Raw genomic sequence first — 19,807 nt, 5'->3', positions numbered from 1 at the left:
TTGGAACGCATCGCAGTCATCGACTTTGAAACCACTGGCCTGACGCCGAACAGCAACTGCCGGGCCACGGAAATCGCCGTGGTCATGCTGGAAAACGGCCGCATCGTCGAGCGTTACCAAAGCCTGATGAACGCCGGTGTGCGCGTCCCGGCGTTCATCGAACAACTGACCGGCATCAGCAACGCCATGCTGCGCAGCGCGCCGTCAGCCGAACGGGTGATGGAAGAGGTCAACGAGTTTGTCGGCTGCACACCGCTGTTGGCGCACAACGCTTCGTTCGACCAGAAGTTCTGGGATTTCGAACTGGGGCGAATCAAGCGCACACGCTTGCAGAACTTTGCCTGCTCGTTGCTGCTGGCACGGCGCTTGATGCCGGCGGCACCCAATCACAAACTCGGCACCCTTACGACCTTCGCCAGCCTGCCACACACTGGCCAGGCTCACCGGGCCATGGCCGACGCCGAAATGGCAGCCAATCTGATGGCGCATCTGGCCGACGAGTTGCGGCACAAACATGGCGTGCGCGAGCTGAACCATGACCTGCTGTGCAAATTGCAGAAAGTCCCCGCTGCCAAGGTCAACGAACACCTGCTGCGCTTCCGCTGATCCCAAGACCGACAACGAACCCCTGTGGGAGCCAGCCTGCTGGCGATAGCGGTGTGTCATTCAACCTTCTTTAGTCTGAACCACCGCTATCGCGAGCAGGCTCGCTCCCACATGGTAATGCGCCGTTTCAGATTGGTTTGCCGTTGGCTTCGAGATCAGACTTTCGAAACCGCGGATAAACCCGACGATCTCCCTGTTTTCAAAAGTGTACCGGCGCGATAAACGGGTTTTGTAACTTATTTTTGCTGGCGCGCCTTTCTAGAATACTCAATTTCCTGACACTGACTGTCGAGCTGCCCATGTCTGCCTTGCGCCGTTTTTCCTTGCCGCTGATTGCCGCGTTTTTCGCGTTGTATGTGATCTGGGGATCGACCTATCTGGTGATCCGCATCGGCGTTGAATACTGGCCGCCGCTAATGCTGGGCGGGGTGCGCTTTGTGATTGCCGGCACGTTGATGTATGCCTTCCTGCGCTGGCGCGGGGCGCCTGCGCCGACCTGGGCGCAGTGGAAGGCCGCGGGGCTGATCGGGATTTTGCTGCTCAGTTTCGGTAATGGCGCGGTGAGCGTGGCCGAGCACACCGGTGTGGCGTCCGGCGTGGCGGCGCTGGCGGTGGCGACGGTGCCGTTGTTCACCTTGTTGTTCGGCTATTTCTGGGGCGCGCGAAATACCCGTCTCGAGTGGGCCGGAGTGGCGCTGGGGATTATCGGCATCGCCATGCTCAACATGGGCTCCAACCTGCAATCGAGCCCGCTGGGCGCCGCGTTGTTGATTTTCGCCGCGGCGACCTGGGCGTTCGGTTCGGTGTGGAGCAAATATCTGCCGTTGCCGCAGGGGGCCATGGCCAGCGCGGTGGAAATGCTGGTCGGCGGTGTTGTGCTGTTGATCGGCAGCGCGGTGAGCGGTGAACACCTGCAAGCGCTGCCGCCGGTCGAAGGCTGGCTGGCGCTGGCCTACCTGATTTTCTTCGGCTCGATCATCGCCTTCAATTCCTACATGTACCTGCTCAAGCATGTGCGCCCGGCGGCGGCAACCAGTTATGCCTACGTCAACCCGGCCGTCGCCGTACTGTTGGGCATCGTGTTTGTGGGCGAGACCATTGGTATCGAAGAAGCGCTGGCGATGCTGGTGATCATCAGCGCCGTATTGCTGATCAGCCTGCCGCAATGGCGCCGGCCGAAGCAAGTGCCGGTCGAGGAGGCACAAGCCGATCCGACGGAAGCGCGGACGAATTAGGGTAAACTGCGCGGCATTGCATCCCCGCGTCATTTTTTCTACGGTACTCCCATGACTTTCGCCTCCCTTGGCCTGATCGAACCCTTGCTGCGCTCCCTCGAGACGCTCGGCTACCAGACCCCGACGCCGGTGCAGGCGCAAGCCATTCCGGCCGTGCTGGCCGGCCGCGACCTGATGGCGGCGGCGCAGACCGGCACCGGCAAGACCGCCGGCTTCGCCTTGCCGCTGTTGCAGCTGCTGGCCATGGAAGGGCCGAAAGTCACCGCCAACTCGGCGCGTGCGCTGATTCTGGTGCCGACCCGCGAACTGGCCGAGCAGGTCCACGAAGCCGTGCGTCAGTACGCAGAAAATCTGCCGCTGCGCACTTATGCGGTGTACGGCGGTGTCAGCATCAACCCGCAGATGATGAAGCTGCGCGGCGGCGTCGATGTGCTTGTCGCCACGCCCGGTCGCTTGATTGACCTGTTCCGCCAGAACGCGCTGAAACTCAACCAGTTGCAAACGCTAGTGCTGGATGAAGCCGATCGTATGCTCGACCTGGGCTTCTCTGAAGAACTGGCGAACATTTACCGCATGCTGCCGAAAAAGCGCCAGACGCTGTTGTTCTCGGCGACGTTCTCCGATGACATTCGTCTGCTGGCCGGGCAGATGCTCAACGATCCGCTAACCGTCGAAGTCAGCCCGCGCAACGTGGCGGCCAACACGGTCAAGCAATGGATCGTCACGGTGGACAAGAAGCGCAAGGCCGAACTGTTCGTGCACCTGATGCGCAAGAACAAGTGGAAGCAAGTGCTGGTGTTCGCCAAGACCCGCAACGGTGTCGATGCGCTGGTGGAAAAACTTCAGGGCCTGGGCGTCAATGCCGACGGTATTCACGGCGACAAACCACAGGCGACCCGCCAACGTGCGCTGGACCGCTTCAAACTGAGTGAAGTGCAGATTCTGGTGGCGACCGATGTGGCCGCCCGTGGTCTGGACATCGAGGATTTGCCGCTGGTGGTGAACTTCGACCTGCCGATCGTCGCTGAGGATTACATTCACCGCATCGGTCGTACCGGGCGCGCGGGCGCGACCGGTGAGGCGATCTCGCTGGTGTGTGCCGACGAAGTGAACATGCTCTCGGCGATTGAAATGCTCACGCGTCAGACCCTGAAGCGTCAGAACGAGCCGGACTTTGAACCTGAGCACCGCGTGCCGGATACCGATGCCAGCGGTCAGGTGATCAAGAAGCCGAAGAAACCGAAAAAGCCGAAAGCGTCCGGCGGTGGCGGTGGGAAACGTAATCTGGGCAAGTGGGTCGACAGCGGCGAGACCTCGGCACCGGAGCCGTCGATCAAGCCTGTGCGCAAGGTGCCGGTGTTCAATACCGGACCGCGCAAGCGTAAGCCTTAAAGTCAAAAGCCCCTCACCCTAACCCTCTCCCCAGGGGGAGAGGGGACTGATTGGGGGATATTCGGGAATTACGCCGACCTGATCCGACTGTTGTGAATCCACAATCGACAGAGCTTTCGCCAGACACCTCGGTCGGCTGACCAAATCCATAATCGACTCGGTGTTTCAGGTCGATGTGGGACGCCAGACACCGCGGTCGGCTCCCTCTCCCTCTGGGAGAGGGCTGGGGTGAGGGTTTAGCTTTCGAGCCACTGCACAATACCCAACCCAGCCGCCCGCCCACTGGCAAAACACCCCGTCAGCAAATACCCTCCGGTCGGCGCTTCCCAGTCAAGCATTTCCCCCGCGCAAAACACCCCCGGCAGCGCCTTGAGCATCAAGCGCTCATCCATCGCCTCGAACGTCACCCCGCCGGCGCTGCTGATCGCTTCGTCCAGCGGACGGGTTTTCACCAGGGTCAGCGGCAGCGCTTTGATCGCCTGTGCCAGGAGCGCCGGGTCGGCGAACGTCTCGGCATCGGTCAACTCACGCAACAACGCCGCTTTCACCCCATCAATCCCGACCTGACTGTGCAGATGCTTGGCCATTGAGCGCGAGCCGCGTGGTTTGCTCAACGCCGCCTGCAATTTATCCACAGGGCGTCCGGGTAGCAGGTCGATGTGGATAACTGCTGCGCCATAACGATTGAGCGCCTCGCGAATCGGCGCCGACAGGGCATAGATCAGGCTGCCCTCGATCCCGGTCGCGGTGATCACGCATTCGCCCAAGCGCGGAATGTCGTCGTCCACTCCGATGGCGATGTTTTTCAACGGCGCACCGGCGAATTTGTTCACCATCAATTCGCTCCAGGCCTGAACCTCGAAGCCGCAGTTACTCGGCTGCATCGGCGCCAGATCCACGCCGCGCTGCTCCAGCGGCAGCATCCAGGCGCCATCCGAACCAAGACGCGACCAACTGCCGCCGCCGAGGGCCAGCAGGGTCGCCTCCGGGGTTACACGGATCTCTCCGTCCGGACTGTCGATGCGCAAGGCGCCGTGCTCATCCCAGCCGAGCCAGCGGTGGCGGGTGTGGATAACCACGCCGCTGTCGCGCAGGCGTTTGAGCCAGGCGCGCAGCAGCGGGGCGGCTTTCATGTCGGTGGGGAACACGCGGCCGGAGCTGCCGACAAAGGTTTCGATGCCCAGCGCATGAATCCACTGACACAACGCATCGGCGTCGAAACCGCGCAGCAGCGGGGCGATGTGCGGTGCGCGTTCGGCGTAGCGCGAGAGGAAGGCCGGGTAAGGTTCGGAGTGGGTGATGTTCATGCCGCCGACCCCGGCCAGCAGGAACTTGCGTCCTACCGAGGGCATGCCGTCGTACAGATCGACGCGGATTCCGGCCTGGCTCAGCACTTCGGCGGCCATCAGGCCGGCGGGGCCACCGCCGATGATGGCGACGTGAGCAGTAATGGGGGCGGAGTTCTGGATCATGGGCGGTGCGCTGCGGTATGGCGGGATAAGGTGCGCATTCTAACAGCGCCGATCCCTTGTAGGAGTGAGCCTGCTCGCGATAGCGGTTGATCAGCCGACAACAATATTGAAAAGTTGAATGTCAGTCCGCTATCGCGAGCAGGCTCACTCCTCCAAGAGGTTGCGGGGTGGCTAATTATTAACCAGCCTCCTGAGCGCCACGCCCCGTATGGCCTGCAACCCCTTTCACTCAGGTTATCCACAGGCAGTTCCACAGCGATTGTGGGTAACGCGGCATACTTCAGTGACAACCGTGTGAATCCCACACCCGTCGCGCGCTGTGGTGGAGGATGCCGTGGCGGCGGGCGAGGGCGTGGCGGTCCTTGCTGTAGCCGCCGCCGATCACCCCGACTACGGGGATGTCGCGGCCCAGACAATGGCGCATCACACTTTCATCGCGGGCGGCCACGCCTTCGTCGGTCAGTTGCAGATAGCCGAGGGCATCGTCCTTGTGCACATCGACACCGGCGTCGTAGAGCACCAGATCCGGTTGATACAGCGGCAACAGGTAATTGAGCGTGTCGTCGACCACCTGCAGATAATCGGCATCGCCCATGCCCTTGGGCAGCGGAATGTCCCAATCACTGTCGGCCTTGCGTGCGGGAAAATTCTTCTCGCAGTGCAGGGAAACGGTAATCGCCTCCGGTGTGTCGTGGAGAATCCGCGCCGTGCCGTCGCCCTGATGTACGTCGCAATCGAAGATCAGCACGCGATTGACCCGGCCGCTTTGCAGCAGGTACTGGCTGATGATCGCCAGGTCATTAAAAATGCAGAAACCCGCCGGATAATCGTAATGCGCGTGATGGGTGCCGCCTGCGAGGTGGCAGGCCAAGCCATGCTCCAACGCTTTCTCCGCCGCCAGGATCGAACCACCGACCGCGCGTACCGTGCGCCGCGCCAGGGCCTCGTTCCATGGCAGGCCGAGACGCCGTTGGTCTTCGCGGGACAACTCGCCGCTCATGTAGCGTTCGATATAGCTGCGGTCATGGGCGAGGGCGAGGATGTCGTTGGGGCAGATCTGCGGCCGCAGCAGATCGGCATCGCGGGTCAGCCCCGTGTCGACCAGGTGATCGCGCAGCAGACGGAACTTGTCCATCGGGAAGCGGTGATCCGCCGGGAACTCGGGGCTGTAGTCTTCGTGGTAGATCAGCGGCAAAGGCATGGTGATGTCTGGTATCGGCGGGTCATTCGGGAATTCGGCGCAGCGCTGACGATCCTACCAGCGATGTAGACTGGCGGCATGGAAATGGAGAAGACGATGGAGCCAATACTGGAACTGCAAAGCGCACGCTTGCTGATGCGACAGTGGCAGGACGAGGATTTGCCGGCCTTCGCGGCGATGTGTGCCGATCCGCAGGTGATGCGCTACTTTCCAGCACCCTTGACCCGGCTGGAAAGCGCGGCGGTGATCGGGCGCATACGCGGGCATTTTTCCGAGCACGGCTTTGGCCTGTGGGCGCTGGAGCGCAAGGACACCGGCGAATTCATCGGTTTCACCGGGCTCGGCGTGGTCGGTTTCGATGCGCCGTTCACCCCGGCGGTGGAAATCGGCTGGCGCCTGGCCAGGGAACATTGGGGCCTGGGTTATGCCAGTGAAGCGGCGTGGACCGCGTTGCGCGCCGGTTTCGATCAACTGAAGCTGGAGGAAATCGTCTCGTTCACCGCGCAAAGCAATCTGCCCTCGGAGAAGGTCATGCAGGCGATCGGCATGCACCACGATCCGCAGGATGATTTCGATCACCCCAAGCTTGCCGCCGATCATCCGTTGCGTCGGCATGTGCTGTACCGCATCAGCCGCGAACAATGGTTGCAAACCTTGCATGAATAAGCCGACACGGACGTTTACAATGGCCGCCAAATCATTGGCCCGCGCCAGAATCTGAATCGGCCGCCGCAGCCAAGACTGCGCGGCACTGCTTTGTGTGAGGAGAGTCTGAATGAGCCAAGTGTTGGAAGATCTGGTCGACTTGCTGACCCTGGAACCGATCGAAGAAAACCTTTTCCGTGGTCGCAGCCAGGATCTGGGTTTCCGTCAGCTGTTCGGTGGTCAGGTGCTCGGCCAGTCACTGTCGGCGGCCAGTCAGACCGTTGAAGAAGCGCGGCATGTGCATTCGATGCACGGGTATTTCCTGCGCCCGGGCGACGCCAAGTTGCCGGTGGTGTACTCGGTGGATCGCGTGCGCGATGGCGGCAGCTTCAGCACCCGCCGCGTTACGGCGATCCAGAAGGGCCACCCGATCTTCACCTGCAGCGCTTCGTTTCAGTACGACGAAAAGGGCTTCGAGCACCAGAGCCAGATGCCCGTGGTGGTCGGCCCGGAGAACCTGCCCTCGGAGCTGGAACTGACCCAGCAGCGCGCGCACCTGATCCCCGAGCACATGCGCGAAAAACTGCTCTGCCCAAAACCGATCGAAGTGCGCCCGGTCACCGAAAAAGACCCGTACAACCCGCAACCGGCCGATCCGATCAAATATGTCTGGTTCCGCGCCGATGGTGCCCTGGCCGACATTCCCGCACTGCATAAATACCTGCTGGCCTACGCCTCGGACTTCGGCCTGCTGACCACCTCGATGCTGCCGCACGGCAAATCGGTCTGGCAGAAAGACATGCAGGTCGCCAGCCTCGATCACGCGCTGTGGTTCCACAACGATCTGCGCGCTGACGACTGGTTGCTCTACGCCATGGACAGCCCATGGGCCGGCAATTCGCGTGGTTTTTCCCGTGGCAGCGTGTACAACCGCGCCGGCCAACTGGTTGCCTCGGTGACGCAGGAAGGCCTGATCCGCCATCGCCAGGATTGGGCATGAGCCTGGCCGAGGTGCGTCATTGGGTGTTCGACATGGACGGCACCCTGACGGTGGCCGTGCACGACTTCGCCGCGATTCGCGTGGCGCTGGCGATCCCGCCCGAAGACGACATCCTCACCCACCTCGCCGCGCTGCCGGCCGCTGAAGCGGCGGCGAAACATGCGTGGCTGCTCGAACATGAGCGGGATCTGGCGCTGGGTTCGACCCCGGCCTCCGGCGCGGTGGAACTGGTGCGTGAGCTGCACGCACGCGGCTATCGCCTCGGCATCCTCACCCGCAACGCGCGGGAACTGGCGCATGTGACGCTGCAAGCGATCGGTCTGGCCGACTGCTTCAAGGTCGAGGACGTATTGGGTCGAGATGAAGCGCCGCCAAAACCGCACCCCGGTGGCTTGCTGAAACTGGCGCAGGCCTGGGATGTGCCGGCCAGTGAAATGGTCATGGTCGGTGATTACCGCTTCGATCTCGATTGCGGACGAGCGGCGGGCGCGCGGACGGTGCTGGTGAATCTGCCGGATAACCCGTGGCCGGAATTGACCGATTGGCATGCACGCGATTGTGTGGAGTTGCGGCGGATGCTTCAGGCTTAAGGAATATTTTGTTTGTGATGGCCTCATCGCGAGCAGGCTCACTCCTACAATTTGAAATGCGTCCCCCTGTAGGAGTGAGCCTGCTCGCGATAGCGTCGGCACATCCAATAAAAACTCACTGATCGAACAAAGCCTTCTGCCCCTCCGCCGAGGTCAGCATCTCATCGCCGTTATGCCCGACCCCAGGCACTTCAATCAGCCGCTGATTGACACCTTCCGGATGTCGGCGCAGCAAATACCCAAAATACAATTTCCCACGCATCAACCGATAAGCGCCTTGCGCCTCGGCGGCGCAGCTCTTGTCCAGCGCCGGGTGCTCGGGGGCGGTGTCCTGCTGGCCGAGCAGATAAATTACCTCGCGTTTGACGTAGCGGCTTTCCACCTGCAACGGCGTTTGCCCGCCGGCGTATACCGGCATGTCGGCCAGGCCGTATTTCCAGCGATTGAAGCCCGGACAGGCAGCGTGATCGAACGCCACCGGTCGCTGCTCGTTGAAATAGGCGTAGGAGGACGGATTGGCGACGACGTAGCGCAAGCGGATACTGTTGGTTTTCAGCGCTGGCTGATCCTTGGCGAGCAGGGCATAGCGTTGCACCACCTGAGCGCCGCCGGAGTGGCCGAAAATGACCACCTGCTTCACGTCGGGAAACTGCTTGCGATCACTGACGCGCGCGACGATTTCATCCAGGGCCGCGTAAGAACTCAACGGATTCGGCCCGATCGACAAGCCGCCGCCCATCCAGTCGTTGCCCTGCCAACGCAGCACTGTCGCGGGCAGCGAATACAGGGCGACGTCGCTTTCATTGAGAAACTGCGGCGCGATCACCAGTGTGTGGCTGCTTTGCCCTGCCAGCTCGGTGGCGCTTTCTGCGCTCTTGCGGTAGGTCTCGGCGTTGCGCAAACGGCCATGAACCACGATCACTACGCGCTCGATTTTCTCTGGCGCCGGGCCGATGCCCACCGCCATTTCTCCGGCCTTCAATTGCAAGCGACCGGAGCTGACCGCATCGACACCCGCAGCGTGGGCGGTGCTGCCAAGCATCAGTAACGCCAAAAGCCATTTATGCATTTACAGGTTTTTCGCCGCGAAGGTGTCGCACTGGCCGACCTGGCCTTGCGCGAATCCGGTTTTGAACCAGCGCACCCTTTGCGCCGACGTGCCGTGGGTAAACGAGTCTGGCACTACACGGCCCTGACCCTGTTGTTGCAGGCGATCATCACCGATTGCATTGGCCGCGTTCAAGGCCTCCTCGATGTCGCCGGGTTCCAGCCAGTTGAGGCGCTTCTGCGCGCTGTAGGCCCAGACACCGGCGAGGCAGTCGGCTTGCAGTTCCTGCCGCACCAACAGGCCGCCGTCGCCTTCCATCTGGCGACCTTGCTGGCGCGCGGTCTGCATTTTTGCCGAGACGCCGAGCAGCGTTTGCACATGGTGGCCGACTTCGTGCGCGATCACGTAGGCCTGGGCGAAGTCGCCGGCGGCTTTGAAGCGTTGCGACATTTCCTGGAAGAACGCCATGTCCAGGTAGACCTTCTGGTCGGCCGGGCAGTAGAAGGGGCCGCTGGCCGAAGTCGCCATGCCGCAGGCGGAATTGACCCGATTGCTGAACAGCACCAGGGTCGGGTCTTTGTATTGCCGCCCGGCCTGCTGGAAAATCGCGCCCCAGGTGTCTTCGGTATCGCCGAGAATCGAGCGCACGAATTCGGCTTGCTCGTCAGTGGCCGGCGGTGCCTGACGGGTTTGCGAGGTGGGCGCTGACTGCTCCATTTGCCCGGTCAACTGGCCGAGAATCTGCATCGGATCCTGACCGGTGATCCAACCGATGCCGACGATCAACAGAATCGCCCCCAGGCTCAGGCCTTTGCCGCCGCCAAAACGCATACCGCCGCCACCGCCTGAGTCATCACCCCGGGCATCGACGACGTTGTCACTGCGTCGGCCTTTTTTCCATAGCATGTGGGAATCCTCTTTTACGGGTGATGAATCAGATGGTGATGAGTGTTGCCGCTGTGTGAGTGTGGCGCCAGTCCGGCCGTCCGTCCATTCACCAGTGCCCACGTCGGGCGGGCTTGTTATTGACGGTCGGCAGGTCCGCAAATTCAATCCACAGCAGAATTTCTCCAGGCATTTGCGTGAACTGGCACTTTAGACAGCAGTCTGTGATGGGGCGGGGCCGCTGCCCGCCGACATGGCTGGAATCTTGCCTCACACGTTTGTTCAACGGCGGATTCCCGGCGCGGATTTTTCTGGTTCGGTTCGGCTTGCTGAAAGCTCGGCCAGCTATGATTGCCGAAGCCGTTCGCCACTGTATTGTTCTCAGAGATTGCCAATGACCGTCAGCACTCCGCTCTCCGGCGTCAACCAGCCCTTCAAGGGGATCCTGCTGATTGTCGTGGCGACGTTTCTGTTTTCCAGCCACGACGCGTTGTCGAAATACCTCTCCGGTTTCTATCCGATCGTGATGGTGGTATGGGCGCGTTATGTCGTGCACACGCTGTTGATGGCAGGGATTTTCCTGCCGCAATCCGGGTTGCGCGTGCTGCGCACCAAAAAACCGTTGTGGCAACTGGCGCGCGCGCTGTGCCTGCTCGGCACCAGCCTGTTTTTCACCACGGCGCTGTTGTACATCCCGTTGGCGGAAGCCACGGCCGTCAACTTTCTTGCACCGGTATTGGTCACGGCGTTGTCGGTTCCGCTGCTCAAAGAGCGGGTCACGCGCGGGCAGTGGATTGCGGTGATCTGCGGTTTTATCGGCGTGTTGATCATCGTCCATCCCGGCGGTGAATTGTTCACCCCGGCGATCCTGCTGCCGTTCTGTTCGGCGCTGTTTTTCTGCTTCTATCAACTGCTGACGCGCAAGCTCGCTGAAGTTGACAGCCCGACCACCAGCAACTTTTTCGCCGGGTTGTGCAACACCTTGGTGATGAGTGCGCTGGTGCCGTTCTTTTGGCAGGTGCCGACGCTGACTCACGCCGCGCTGATGCTGGCGCTGGGCAGTTGCGGGATGACTGCGCACCTGTTTCTGACCCAGGCGTTCAGGCATGCCGCGCCGGCGCTGCTGGCGCCGTTCGGTTATTGCCAGATTGTGTTTGCCGGGTTGCTGGGCTGGTTGCTGTTCAGTCACACGCCGAGTTTGCTGACGGTGGTCGGCATCGCAGTGATCTGTTGCAGCGGGCTGGCGGCGGCGTGGCAGCAGAGCCGCCGCTGAAGAAACGCAACCCCCTGCAGGAGTGAGCCTGCCCGCGATGGCGGCGGATCAGGCGACATTTTCATCGACTGACACACCGCTATCGCGAGCAGGCTCACTCCTGCAGGGGATGGTTGCGAGGCAGGGTTATTCGCTGACAGTCGGAATCTTGCGCGGCGCCATGAAGTACATCCACGTCAGCGCAAGAAAGTACATCGCCGGAATCAGGGTGAACAACACGGTGTAGTTATTGTTGGTGACGGTGAGGATGTGCCCGACGATCTGGGTCATGAACATCCCGCCGATGGCCGCGCACATGCCGCCGAAACCGAACACCGTGCTCATCATGTGCTTGGGCGTGTAGTCCATCACCAGGCTCCAGATGTTCGCAGTCCAGGCCTGGTGCGCACCGATCGCCAGCGAGATCGCCGCCACCGCTACCCACAGATTCGCCGAACCGGCAGCCATGACCACACCGATGATGCAGCAGGCGAACAGCAACATTGACAGCAGCCGCGCCTTGATCGAGTTCATCCCGCGACCGATCAGGAACGACGAGAGAATGCCGCCGCCGACACTGCCGAAGTCGGCCGTGACGTAGATGATGATCAGCGGAATGCCCATCTGCGTGACGTTGATGCCCAGGTTGTATTGCTGATTAAGGAACGGCGGCAGCCAGTACAGATAGAACCAGAACACCGGCGCGGTCAGCGAGTAGGCGAGGGCGAAGGCCCAGGTGCCGCGCATCCGCAGGATTTTCGAGAACGGTACGCGCGCTTGTTCCGGTTCGACTTCTTGCTGGATGTAGTCGAGCTCCGACTGTTTGACGCTCGGGTGATCTTCCGGGTTGAAATACTTCAAACCCCAGAACAGCAGCCAGATTCCGCCCAGTGCCGCCATGCACAGGAACGCCGCCTGCCAGCCCCAGACGTGCAGCACCAGCGGCAGCAGCATCGGCGTGAACATCGCGCCGACGTTGGTCCCGGCGTTGAAGATGCCGGTGGCGACTGCGCGCTCGCCGGCCGGGAACCACAGGCGGGTGGTTTTTACGCAGGCCGGGTAGTTCGCCGCTTCGGTCAGGCCGAGGATGAACCGGCAGACCATGAAGCCGACCGCCGACGTCGCCAGACCGTGGGCACCGGTGGCCAGGCTCCACAGCAGCACGGCGCAGAAGAACACGCGCTTGACGCCAACGCGGTCGATCAAGCGACCTTGCAGGACGAAACCGATCGCGTAGCCGACCTGAAACCAGAAGTTGATGTTGGCGTAATCCATCGCCGTCCAGCTCATTTCCTTGGCGAGGATCGGCTGCATGACGCCGAGGGCGGCGCGGTCGATGTAGTTCAGGGTGGTGGCGAAAAACACCAGCGCCAGCATGCCCCAGCGGGTCTTGCCGACGGCCATGGCGCCGCGGATCTTGTCGCCGATGCCACCCGTGGCAGTGCTCATGGCCGGAGCCATGCGGGAAGTCTGTGAAGGAATCATGTGTTCCACCCGTTTTTGGATTTGTTATTTGGTGTGCTTTTGCTTGCACGCTGCGACCGGTGGTTCAGATCCGGACTCAATGTGCCGTCGATGTTGGGCAGTGGACGAAAAATCGTCAATTCGCCAAACCGCCATTGTGTTCGATAATCGCACGCAAAACTAACCGGGTAGTACACTTTAAATTGCTGCCGGAAACGATGCAGCCAATAATTTGCTCATCCTATAAAAGCGGCGCGGCTCACGCAGCCGCCGTCTCCAGCGGGAGTTCAAACATGCAGCGTTCCATTGCCACCGTTTCCTTGAGCGGCACCCTGCCGGAAAAACTCGAAGCCATCGCCGCCGCCGGGTTCGACGGCGTAGAGATTTTCGAAAACGACCTGCTGTATTACGACGGCAGCCCGCGGGAAATCAAGCAGATGTGTGCCGACCTCGGCATCGCCATCACGCTGTTCCAGCCGTTTCGTGATTTCGAAGGCTGCCGCCGTGATCGGCTGGCGCGCAATCTGGAGCGCGCCGAGCGCAAGTTCGACCTGATGCAGGAGCTCGGCACCGACCTGGTGCTGGTCTGCAGCAACGCCGCGGCCGACAGCGTCGGTGATCAGCAGATCCTTGTCGATGACCTGCGCCTGCTGGCCGAACGGGCCGGCGCACGCGGTTTGCGCATCGGTTACGAAGCGCTGGCCTGGGGCCGCCACGTCAACACTTATCAACAGGTCTGGGACATTGTGCGTCAGGCCGATCACCCAAGCCTTGGTGTGCTGCTCGACAGCTTCCACACCTTGTCGCTCAAGGGCGATCCCGCTGCGATCGCCGAGATTCCCGGCGACAAGATCTTCTTCGTGCAAATGGCCGACGCGCCCATTCTGCAGATGGATGTGCTGGAGTGGAGCCGGCATTTCCGCTGCTTCCCGGGGCAGGGCGAATTCGATCTGCCAGGCTTTCTCGCACCGATCATCCAGAGCGGCTACAGCGGGCCGTTGTCGCTGGAGATCTTCAATGACGGCTTCCGCGCCGCACCGCCGCGGGCCAATGCTGCCGATGGTCTGCGCTCGCTGCTTTATCTGGAAGAAAAAACCCGCCAGCGTCTCGAGCAGCAAGCCGAACCGGTTGCCAATCGCGAGATTCTGTTCGAAACGCCGAAGGCCAGCGAGTACAACGGCATCGAATTTCTTGAGTTCGCCGTCGACGAGGCGCTGGGCGCCAAGCTCAGCCATTGGCTGGAGCGCCTCGGTTTCGCCAAGGCCGGGCAGCATCGTTCCAAGAGCGTCAGCCTGCTGCGTCAGGGCGATATCAACCTGATCCTCAACTCCGAACCGTATTCCTTCGCGCACAGTTTCTTTGAAGCCCACGGCCCGTCGCTGTGCGCCACGGCGGTACGGGTCAACGACAGCGCCAGCGCCCTGGCCCGTGCCGTGGCCTATAAAGGCCAGCCTTATCGCGGACTGGTCGGCCCCAACGAACTGGAACTGGCGGCGGTCCGTGCGCCGGACGGCAGCCTGATTTATCTGGTGGATGAAGAGGCGGACGTCTACGGCACCGATTTCAATCTGCTCGCGGACGCGCAGGCCCGTGGCGGTCTCAAGCGCATCGATCACATGGCCATGGCGCTTCCCGCCGACAGCCTCGACAGCTGGGTGCTGTTCTATAAAAGCCTGCTGGACTTCGAGGCCGATGACGAAGTGGTGCTACCTGACCCGTACGGCCTGGTGAAAAGCCGCGCCTTGCGCAGCCGCGACAGCTCGATCCGCTTACCGCTGAACATTTCCGAGAACCGTAACACCGCGATTTCCCATGCGCTGTCGAGTTATCGTGGGTCTGGCGTGCATCACATTGCCTTCGATTGTGATGACATCTTCGCCGAAGTCAGCCGCGCCAAAGAGGCGGGCGTGCCGTTGCTGGACATTCCGCTCAACTATTACGACGACCTCGCCGCGCGTTTCGATTTCGATGACGAGTTTCTCAGCGAGCTGGCGTATTTCAACGTGCTGTATGACCGCGATGCACAGGGCGGTGAACTGTTCCACGTCTACACCGAACCGTTCGAGGGGCGCTTCTTCTTCGAGATCATTCAGCGCAAGAACGGCTACGCCGGTTACGGCGCGGCCAACGTCGCCGTGCGTCTGGCGGCGATGGCCAAATCGCGCAGCGGCGCGGTACGCCAGGCGAAGTTGTAGGAATTTCGTAAACGCGCGGTTAAACGCAGGCTGCGCGGCTTCCTTCACTGTGTCGCGCGGCCCATAATCGGCGCTTGTGCAGTGATGGCCGTGAGCCCGCAATGACCGTGAATTCAGAACTGTCCGTCGCCCCGGACGCAGCCGCCGCAGAGCCGCGCAAGGGCCGCAAGAACAACCCGGAAAAGACCCGCGAAAACATTTTGCAGGAGGCGATCGTCGAGTTCGTCCAGCAGGGCTTGTCCGGTGCGCGTGTCGACGCGATCGCCGAGCGCATCCACACTTCCAAGCGCATGATCTATTACTACTTCGGCAGCAAGGAGCAGTTGTACGTCGAGGTGCTGGAAAAGCTCTACGGCGACATCCGCAGCACCGAAAACCGCCTGCATCTAGACGAACTGCCGCCGGAAATGGCGATCCGTCGTCTGGTTGAATTCACCTTCGATCATCACGACCACAACGTCGATTTCGTGCGCATCGTCAGCATCGAAAATATCCACAATGCTGAATACGTGAAACGCTCCGATGCGATCAAGGCGCTGAACAACACGATCCTCGATACTCTCGGCGCGATCTTGCACAGAGGCGCTGACGAAGGGCTGTTCCGCCGCGGGATCAATGCGCTCGACGTGCATCTGCTGATCAGTTCGTTCTGCTTCTATCGCGTCTCGAACCGTCATACGCTGGGTGAGATCTTCCAGATCGACTTGCCCGATGCGCAGATCAAACAGCGCCACCGCGAGATGATTTGCGAGTCAGTGTTGCGTTATCTGCAGGCCTGACGCGATCCCCTGTAGGAGTGAGCCTGCTCGCGATGGCGGTGTATCAGTCAATACACTTTTAGCTGACATACCGCTATCGCGAGCAGGCTCACTCCTACAGGGGGGGGCAGGGTTCAGCCATTCATGCTCTGAAAATGCGCCAGCATGCGCTGCGCATCCGCCGCCACGTCGCTGAACAATTCAAACGCTTTCACTGCCTGAAACACCGCCATGTTGCCGCCGTCCAGCGTGCGGCAACCGAGGGCGCGGGCGTTGCGCAGCAGTTCGGTTTCCAACGGGAAGTACACAATTTCCGCCACCCACATGTCCGCGCGCAGCAGCTCGACCGGCACCGGCATGCCCGGCAGTTTGGCCATGCCCATCGGCGTGGTGTTGACCAGGCCGTCGGCCAGATTCATTGCGCTCGGCAGATCGCGCCCGGCGATGGCGCGACCGTCGCCGAAATGCTGATTGAGGTTGTGAGCCAGGCTCTCGGCGCGCTCACTGTCGACGTCGAAAATGCTCAGTTGCCGTACGCCTTCGCTCAATAACGCGTGGGCCACTGCCGCGCCAGCGCCACCAGCGCCCATCTGCACCACACGCCCGCGCGCCGCGTCGTTCAGGCCACGGCGAAAGCCTTCGGCAAAACCGAGGCAGTCGGTGTTATGACCGACACGTTTGCCGTCCTTCAACACCACCGTGTTCACCGCGCCGATTCCTCGCGCTTCCGGCGACAGTTCATCGAGCAGCGGGATGATCGCCTGCTTGCACGGGAAGGTGATGTTCAGGCCGGTGTAGTTCATGCGCTCGGCAGCGAGCAGCAGGTCGGGCAGAGCGTTGCAGTCCAGGTGCAATTGATCGAGATCGATCAACCGGTACAGGTAACGCAAACCCTGAGCATCACCTTCGTGTTCATGCAACGCCGGCGTACGCGAAGCCTGAATACCGGCGCCGATCAGCCCAGCGAGTACCGTTTTAGCGCGCGCCATGTTTCGCCCCTTGCAGCCGCTGGCTGAAATGCTCCAGCGCCAAGCGGTAACCATGGCTGCCAAAACCGCAGAGCACCGCCGTGGCAATCGCCGAGACGAACGAGTGATGGCGGAACGGCTCGCGAGCATGCACGTTGGACAGGTGCACTTCGATCACCGGCAACTCAGTGGCCACCAGCGCATCGCGAATCGCCACCGACGTGTGCGTCCACGCCGCCGGGTTGATCAAGATCCCGGCGCAACGGCCGCGGGCAGCGTGAATCCAGTCGAGCAATTCGCCTTCGTGATTGGTCTGGCGAAACTCCACCGTCAGGCCGAATTCCTCAGCGGCACGCCCGCACAGCGCAGAAATGTCAGCCAGGGTTTCATGGCCATAAGTCGCCGGCTCACGGGTGCCGAGCAGGTTCAGGTTCGGGCCGTTGAGCACCAGAACGATAGGGGACATGGGGGCAAACTCCACTTATTGTTTTTGGCTTTGGCCGAGGGTTTCGGCCTGTGGAGATAAAATGTACTAGATGGTTACCATGGTCAATTGAACAAAAAATACCCTTGGCGTTATGTGTTCGGTGATCGCACAAACAAAACAGCACACACAAAAAAGCCGTCAATCACGACGGCTTTTTCGTATCCGGCATCAGCATCACCGGCGGGTCAGCAACACACCCGACTCCATGTGATGGGTCCACGGGAACTGGTCGAACAACGCGCAGCGGGTGATTCGGTGCGTGTCGTGCAGCTGGGCGATGTTGGCGGCCAGGGTTTCCGGGTTGCAGGAGATGTACAGGATGTTGTCGAAGCGCCGGGTCAGCTCGCAGGTGTCCGGGTCCATGCCGGCGCGCGGCGGGTCGACGAAGACGCTGCCGAACTCGTAACTTTTCAGGTCGATGCCGTGCAGGCGGCGGAACGGGCGCACTTCGTTGAGGGCTTCGGTCAGTTCCTCGGCGGACAAGCGCACCAGAGTGACGTTATCCACAGCGTTTTCGCTGAGGTTGCTTAACGCGGCGTTGACCGAGGTCTTGCTGATTTCAGTGGCCAGCACTTTTCGCACGCGAGTGGCGAGCGGCAGGGTGAAGTTGCCGTTGCCGCAGTACAGCTCCAGCAGATCGTCAGTGCGGTCGCCCAGCGCTTCGTACGCCCAGTTGAGCATCTTCTGGTTCACCGTGCCGTTGGGCTGGGTGAACGCGCCTTCCGGCTGACGATAGCTGAAGGTGCGGCCTCCGACGTCGAGCTTTTCGACCACGTAATCGAGGCCCAGGACTTCGCGTTTGCCCTTCGAACGGCCGATGATGCTGACGCCCAGATCCGCCGACAACTGCGTTGCAGCGGCATGCCAGTGTTCATCCAGCGGGCGGTGATAACACAGGGTGATCATCGCGTCGCCGGACAGCGTGGTGAGGAATTCCACCTGAAACAGCTTGTGGCTCAGCGCAGAACTGGCCTGCCACGCCGCCTTCAGTTGCGGCATCAACTGGTTGATGCGCAGGCTGGCGATCGGGAATTCTTCGATGAGGATCGGCGTGCGTTTGTCGTCCTGGGAAAACATCGCGTAGTGCCGTTCACCGGCCTCGCGCCACAGACGGAATTCGGCGCGCAGGCGGAAGTTCTGCAGCGGCGAATCGAACACCGCCGGCTCGGGAGCATCGAACGGCGCCAGCAGGTCACGCAAACGCGTGACCTTGGCTTGAAGTTGTTCGGCGTAAGCCTGGGAATCGAAAGTCATGCGTTGAACCAACCCAACTTGATCACGAACAGAATCGACAGGATGACCAGCGCCGGGTTCAGCTCGCGGGCGCGCCCCGACAGCAGCTTGATCACGGTCCAGGAAATGAAGCCGAACGCGATGCCGTTGGCGATCGAGTAAGTGAACGGCATGGCCAGCGCGGTGACCACGACCGGCGCGGCGACGGTGATGTCGTCCCAGTCTATTTCCGCCAGGCCCGAAGTCATCAGCACGGCGACGAACAGCAGTGCCGGTGCGGTGGCGAAAGCCGGAACGCTGGCCGCCAGTGGCGAGAAGAACAGCGCCAGCAGAAACAGAATCGCCACCACGATGGCGGTCAGGCCCGTGCGGCCACCGGCACTCACGCCAGCTGCGGACTCGATGTAGCTGGTGGTGGTCGAGGTGCCCAGCAGCGAACCGGCCATGGCCGCGGTGCTGTCAGCGATCAGTGCACGGCCCATTTTCGGCATGTGGCCGTCCTTGCCCATCAGGCCGGCGCGCTTGGCGACGCCGATCAGGGTGCCGGAGTTGTCGAACAGGTCGACGAACAGGAAGGCGAAGATCACGCTGACCAGACCGATGTCCAGTGCGCCTTTGATGTCCAGTTGCAGGAACGTCGGGGCCAGCGAAGGTGGCATCGAGGTGACGCCGCCGAACGGCGTGAAGCCCATGGCGATCGACACGATGGTCACCGCGAGAATACCGATCAGCACTGCGCCGCGCACTTTCAACGCTTCGAGCCCGACGATCAGGGCGAAGCCGAGGGTGGCGAGAATCGGTGCCGGGGCTTTCAGGTCGCCGAGGCCGACCATGGTCGCCGGGTTGCTGACAACGATGCCGGCGTTGTGCAGGGCGATCAACGCGAGGAACAGGCCGATACCGGCCGCAATCGCCGAACGCAGCGGCAGCGGGATGCTGTTGATGATCCACTCACGGATGCGGAAGATCGACAGCAGGAAAAACAGCACGGCGGAGATGAACACCGCGCCCAGTGCCACTTGCCAGGTGTGACCCATGTGCAGGACCACGGTGTAAGTAAAGAAAGCATTCAAGCCCATGCCCGGTGCGAGGGCGATCGGGTAGTTGGCGATCAGGCCCATGACGGTCGAGCCGATAGCGGCCGCCAGACAGGTGGCAACGAACACCGCACCCTTGTCCATGCCGGTCTCGCCGAGAATGCTCGGATTGACGAACAGAATGTAGGCCATGGCCAGAAACGTGGTGATGCCCGCGAGAATCTCGGTGCGCACGTTGGTGTTGTGTGCCTTGAGTTGAAACAGCCTTTCCAGCATGTCTGCTCCCCGTGGCGCGCGTGGCGCCGTGAATGTATCGACCTCAACAGCAAAGCACAGACC

General features: G+C 61.5%; 18 protein-coding genes. 9 read left to right on the top strand and 9 right to left on the bottom strand.

Annotated elements, in window-relative coordinates:
* From ACYYKW_RS00700 to ACYYKW_RS00690, 3 genes are all read left to right on the top strand, one after another.
* Positions 1–606, top strand: coding sequence for a 3'-5' exonuclease (locus ACYYKW_RS00700; protein ID WP_093098093.1), 606 nt, complete (start codon positions 1–3; stop codon positions 604–606).
* 299 nt (positions 607–905) lie between these two features.
* A complete protein-coding gene (gene yedA, locus ACYYKW_RS00695) occupies positions 906–1,841 on the top strand; it encodes a drug/metabolite exporter YedA (protein WP_090286542.1) in 936 nt (311 codons plus the stop codon).
* A gap of 51 nt (positions 1,842–1,892) precedes the next feature.
* Positions 1,893–3,233, top strand: a complete 1,341-nt coding sequence (locus ACYYKW_RS00690; RefSeq protein WP_093098099.1) for a DEAD/DEAH box helicase — start codon at positions 1,893–1,895, stop codon at positions 3,231–3,233.
* 236 nt (positions 3,234–3,469) lie between these two features.
* On the opposite strand, the gene ACYYKW_RS00685 is transcribed toward ACYYKW_RS00690, so the two are convergent.
* Both ACYYKW_RS00685 and ACYYKW_RS00680 read right to left on the bottom strand, forming a co-directional pair.
* On the bottom strand, positions 3,470–4,705 hold the full coding sequence (locus ACYYKW_RS00685) for a TIGR03862 family flavoprotein (RefSeq protein WP_464989193.1): 1,236 nt from the start codon (positions 4,703–4,705) through the stop codon (positions 3,470–3,472).
* Positions 4,706–4,985: 280 nt separating this feature from the next.
* The gene (locus ACYYKW_RS00680; RefSeq protein WP_093098105.1) at positions 4,986–5,906 is read right to left on the bottom strand and encodes a histone deacetylase family protein; all 921 of its coding nucleotides are present in this window, start codon (positions 5,904–5,906) and stop codon (positions 4,986–4,988) included.
* A 96-nt stretch (positions 5,907–6,002) separates the two neighbouring features.
* On the opposite strand from ACYYKW_RS00680, the gene ACYYKW_RS00675 reads away from it, so the two are divergent.
* The 3 genes from ACYYKW_RS00675 to ACYYKW_RS00665 all read left to right on the top strand — a co-directional run bounded on the left by ACYYKW_RS00675 (position 6,003) and on the right by ACYYKW_RS00665 (position 8,141).
* Positions 6,003–6,572 (top strand): GNAT family N-acetyltransferase, encoded by a 570-nt coding sequence (locus ACYYKW_RS00675; protein ID WP_093098108.1) that lies wholly within the window; start codon positions 6,003–6,005, stop codon positions 6,570–6,572.
* Positions 6,573–6,681: 109 nt separating this feature from the next.
* Positions 6,682–7,551, top strand: coding sequence for an acyl-CoA thioesterase II (gene tesB / locus ACYYKW_RS00670; RefSeq protein ID WP_090286532.1), 870 nt, complete (start codon positions 6,682–6,684; stop codon positions 7,549–7,551).
* Positions 7,548–8,141, top strand: coding sequence for an HAD family hydrolase (locus tag ACYYKW_RS00665; RefSeq protein WP_464989192.1), 594 nt, complete (start codon positions 7,548–7,550; stop codon positions 8,139–8,141). The genes tesB and ACYYKW_RS00665 overlap by 4 nt, the downstream gene beginning before the upstream one ends.
* A gap of 115 nt (positions 8,142–8,256) precedes the next feature.
* On the opposite strand, the gene ACYYKW_RS00660 is transcribed toward ACYYKW_RS00665, so the two are convergent.
* Together ACYYKW_RS00660 and ypfJ are read right to left on the bottom strand one after the other, a co-directional pair.
* Positions 8,257–9,210, bottom strand: a complete 954-nt coding sequence (locus ACYYKW_RS00660) for an alpha/beta fold hydrolase (protein ID WP_464989191.1) — start codon at positions 9,208–9,210, stop codon at positions 8,257–8,259.
* Entirely contained in the window at positions 9,211–10,095 is an 885-nt protein-coding gene (ypfJ, locus tag ACYYKW_RS00655) for a KPN_02809 family neutral zinc metallopeptidase (protein ID WP_464989190.1), read from the bottom strand.
* Positions 10,096–10,468: 373 nt separating this feature from the next.
* On the opposite strand from ypfJ, the gene ACYYKW_RS00650 reads away from it, so the two are divergent.
* The gene (locus tag ACYYKW_RS00650) at positions 10,469–11,347 is read left to right on the top strand and encodes a DMT family transporter (protein ID WP_090286526.1); all 879 of its coding nucleotides are present in this window, start codon (positions 10,469–10,471) and stop codon (positions 11,345–11,347) included.
* A gap of 126 nt (positions 11,348–11,473) precedes the next feature.
* Here the strand turns inward: ACYYKW_RS00650 and ACYYKW_RS00645 are convergent, their stop codons facing one another.
* On the bottom strand, positions 11,474–12,811 hold the full coding sequence (locus ACYYKW_RS00645) for an MFS transporter (RefSeq protein WP_090286524.1): 1,338 nt from the start codon (positions 12,809–12,811) through the stop codon (positions 11,474–11,476).
* Between the two features lie 272 nt (positions 12,812–13,083).
* Here ACYYKW_RS00645 and quiC point away from each other — a divergent pair, with 272 nt between their 5' ends.
* Together quiC and ACYYKW_RS00635 are read left to right on the top strand one after the other, a co-directional pair.
* On the top strand, positions 13,084–14,985 hold the full coding sequence (gene quiC, locus ACYYKW_RS00640) for a 3-dehydroshikimate dehydratase QuiC (protein ID WP_464989189.1): 1,902 nt from the start codon (positions 13,084–13,086) through the stop codon (positions 14,983–14,985).
* A 101-nt stretch (positions 14,986–15,086) separates the two neighbouring features.
* Entirely contained in the window at positions 15,087–15,764 is a 678-nt protein-coding gene (locus ACYYKW_RS00635; RefSeq protein WP_336356103.1) for a TetR/AcrR family transcriptional regulator, read from the top strand.
* A 113-nt stretch (positions 15,765–15,877) separates the two neighbouring features.
* Here the strand turns inward: ACYYKW_RS00635 and ACYYKW_RS00630 are convergent, their stop codons facing one another.
* The 4 genes from ACYYKW_RS00630 to ACYYKW_RS00615 all read right to left on the bottom strand — a co-directional run bounded on the left by ACYYKW_RS00630 (position 15,878) and on the right by ACYYKW_RS00615 (position 19,744).
* The gene (locus ACYYKW_RS00630; RefSeq protein WP_336356104.1) at positions 15,878–16,732 is read right to left on the bottom strand and encodes a shikimate dehydrogenase; all 855 of its coding nucleotides are present in this window, start codon (positions 16,730–16,732) and stop codon (positions 15,878–15,880) included.
* Positions 16,719–17,177, bottom strand: a complete 459-nt coding sequence (aroQ, locus tag ACYYKW_RS00625) for a type II 3-dehydroquinate dehydratase (protein WP_464989188.1) — start codon at positions 17,175–17,177, stop codon at positions 16,719–16,721. Before aroQ ends, ACYYKW_RS00630 begins: the two co-directional genes overlap by 14 nt.
* Before the next feature lie 195 nt (positions 17,178–17,372).
* The gene (gene trmA / locus ACYYKW_RS00620; protein ID WP_093098134.1) at positions 17,373–18,452 is read right to left on the bottom strand and encodes a tRNA (uridine(54)-C5)-methyltransferase TrmA; all 1,080 of its coding nucleotides are present in this window, start codon (positions 18,450–18,452) and stop codon (positions 17,373–17,375) included.
* On the bottom strand, positions 18,449–19,744 hold the full coding sequence (locus tag ACYYKW_RS00615) for an NCS2 family permease (protein ID WP_090286510.1): 1,296 nt from the start codon (positions 19,742–19,744) through the stop codon (positions 18,449–18,451). Before ACYYKW_RS00615 ends, trmA begins: the two co-directional genes overlap by 4 nt.
* Positions 19,745–19,807: the final 63 nt, after the last annotated feature.

The organism is Pseudomonas sp. 15C (assembly GCF_055484735.1).
The sequence above is the reverse complement of the archived record's forward strand: the minus strand, read 5'-3'. Positions and strand labels throughout refer to the sequence as shown.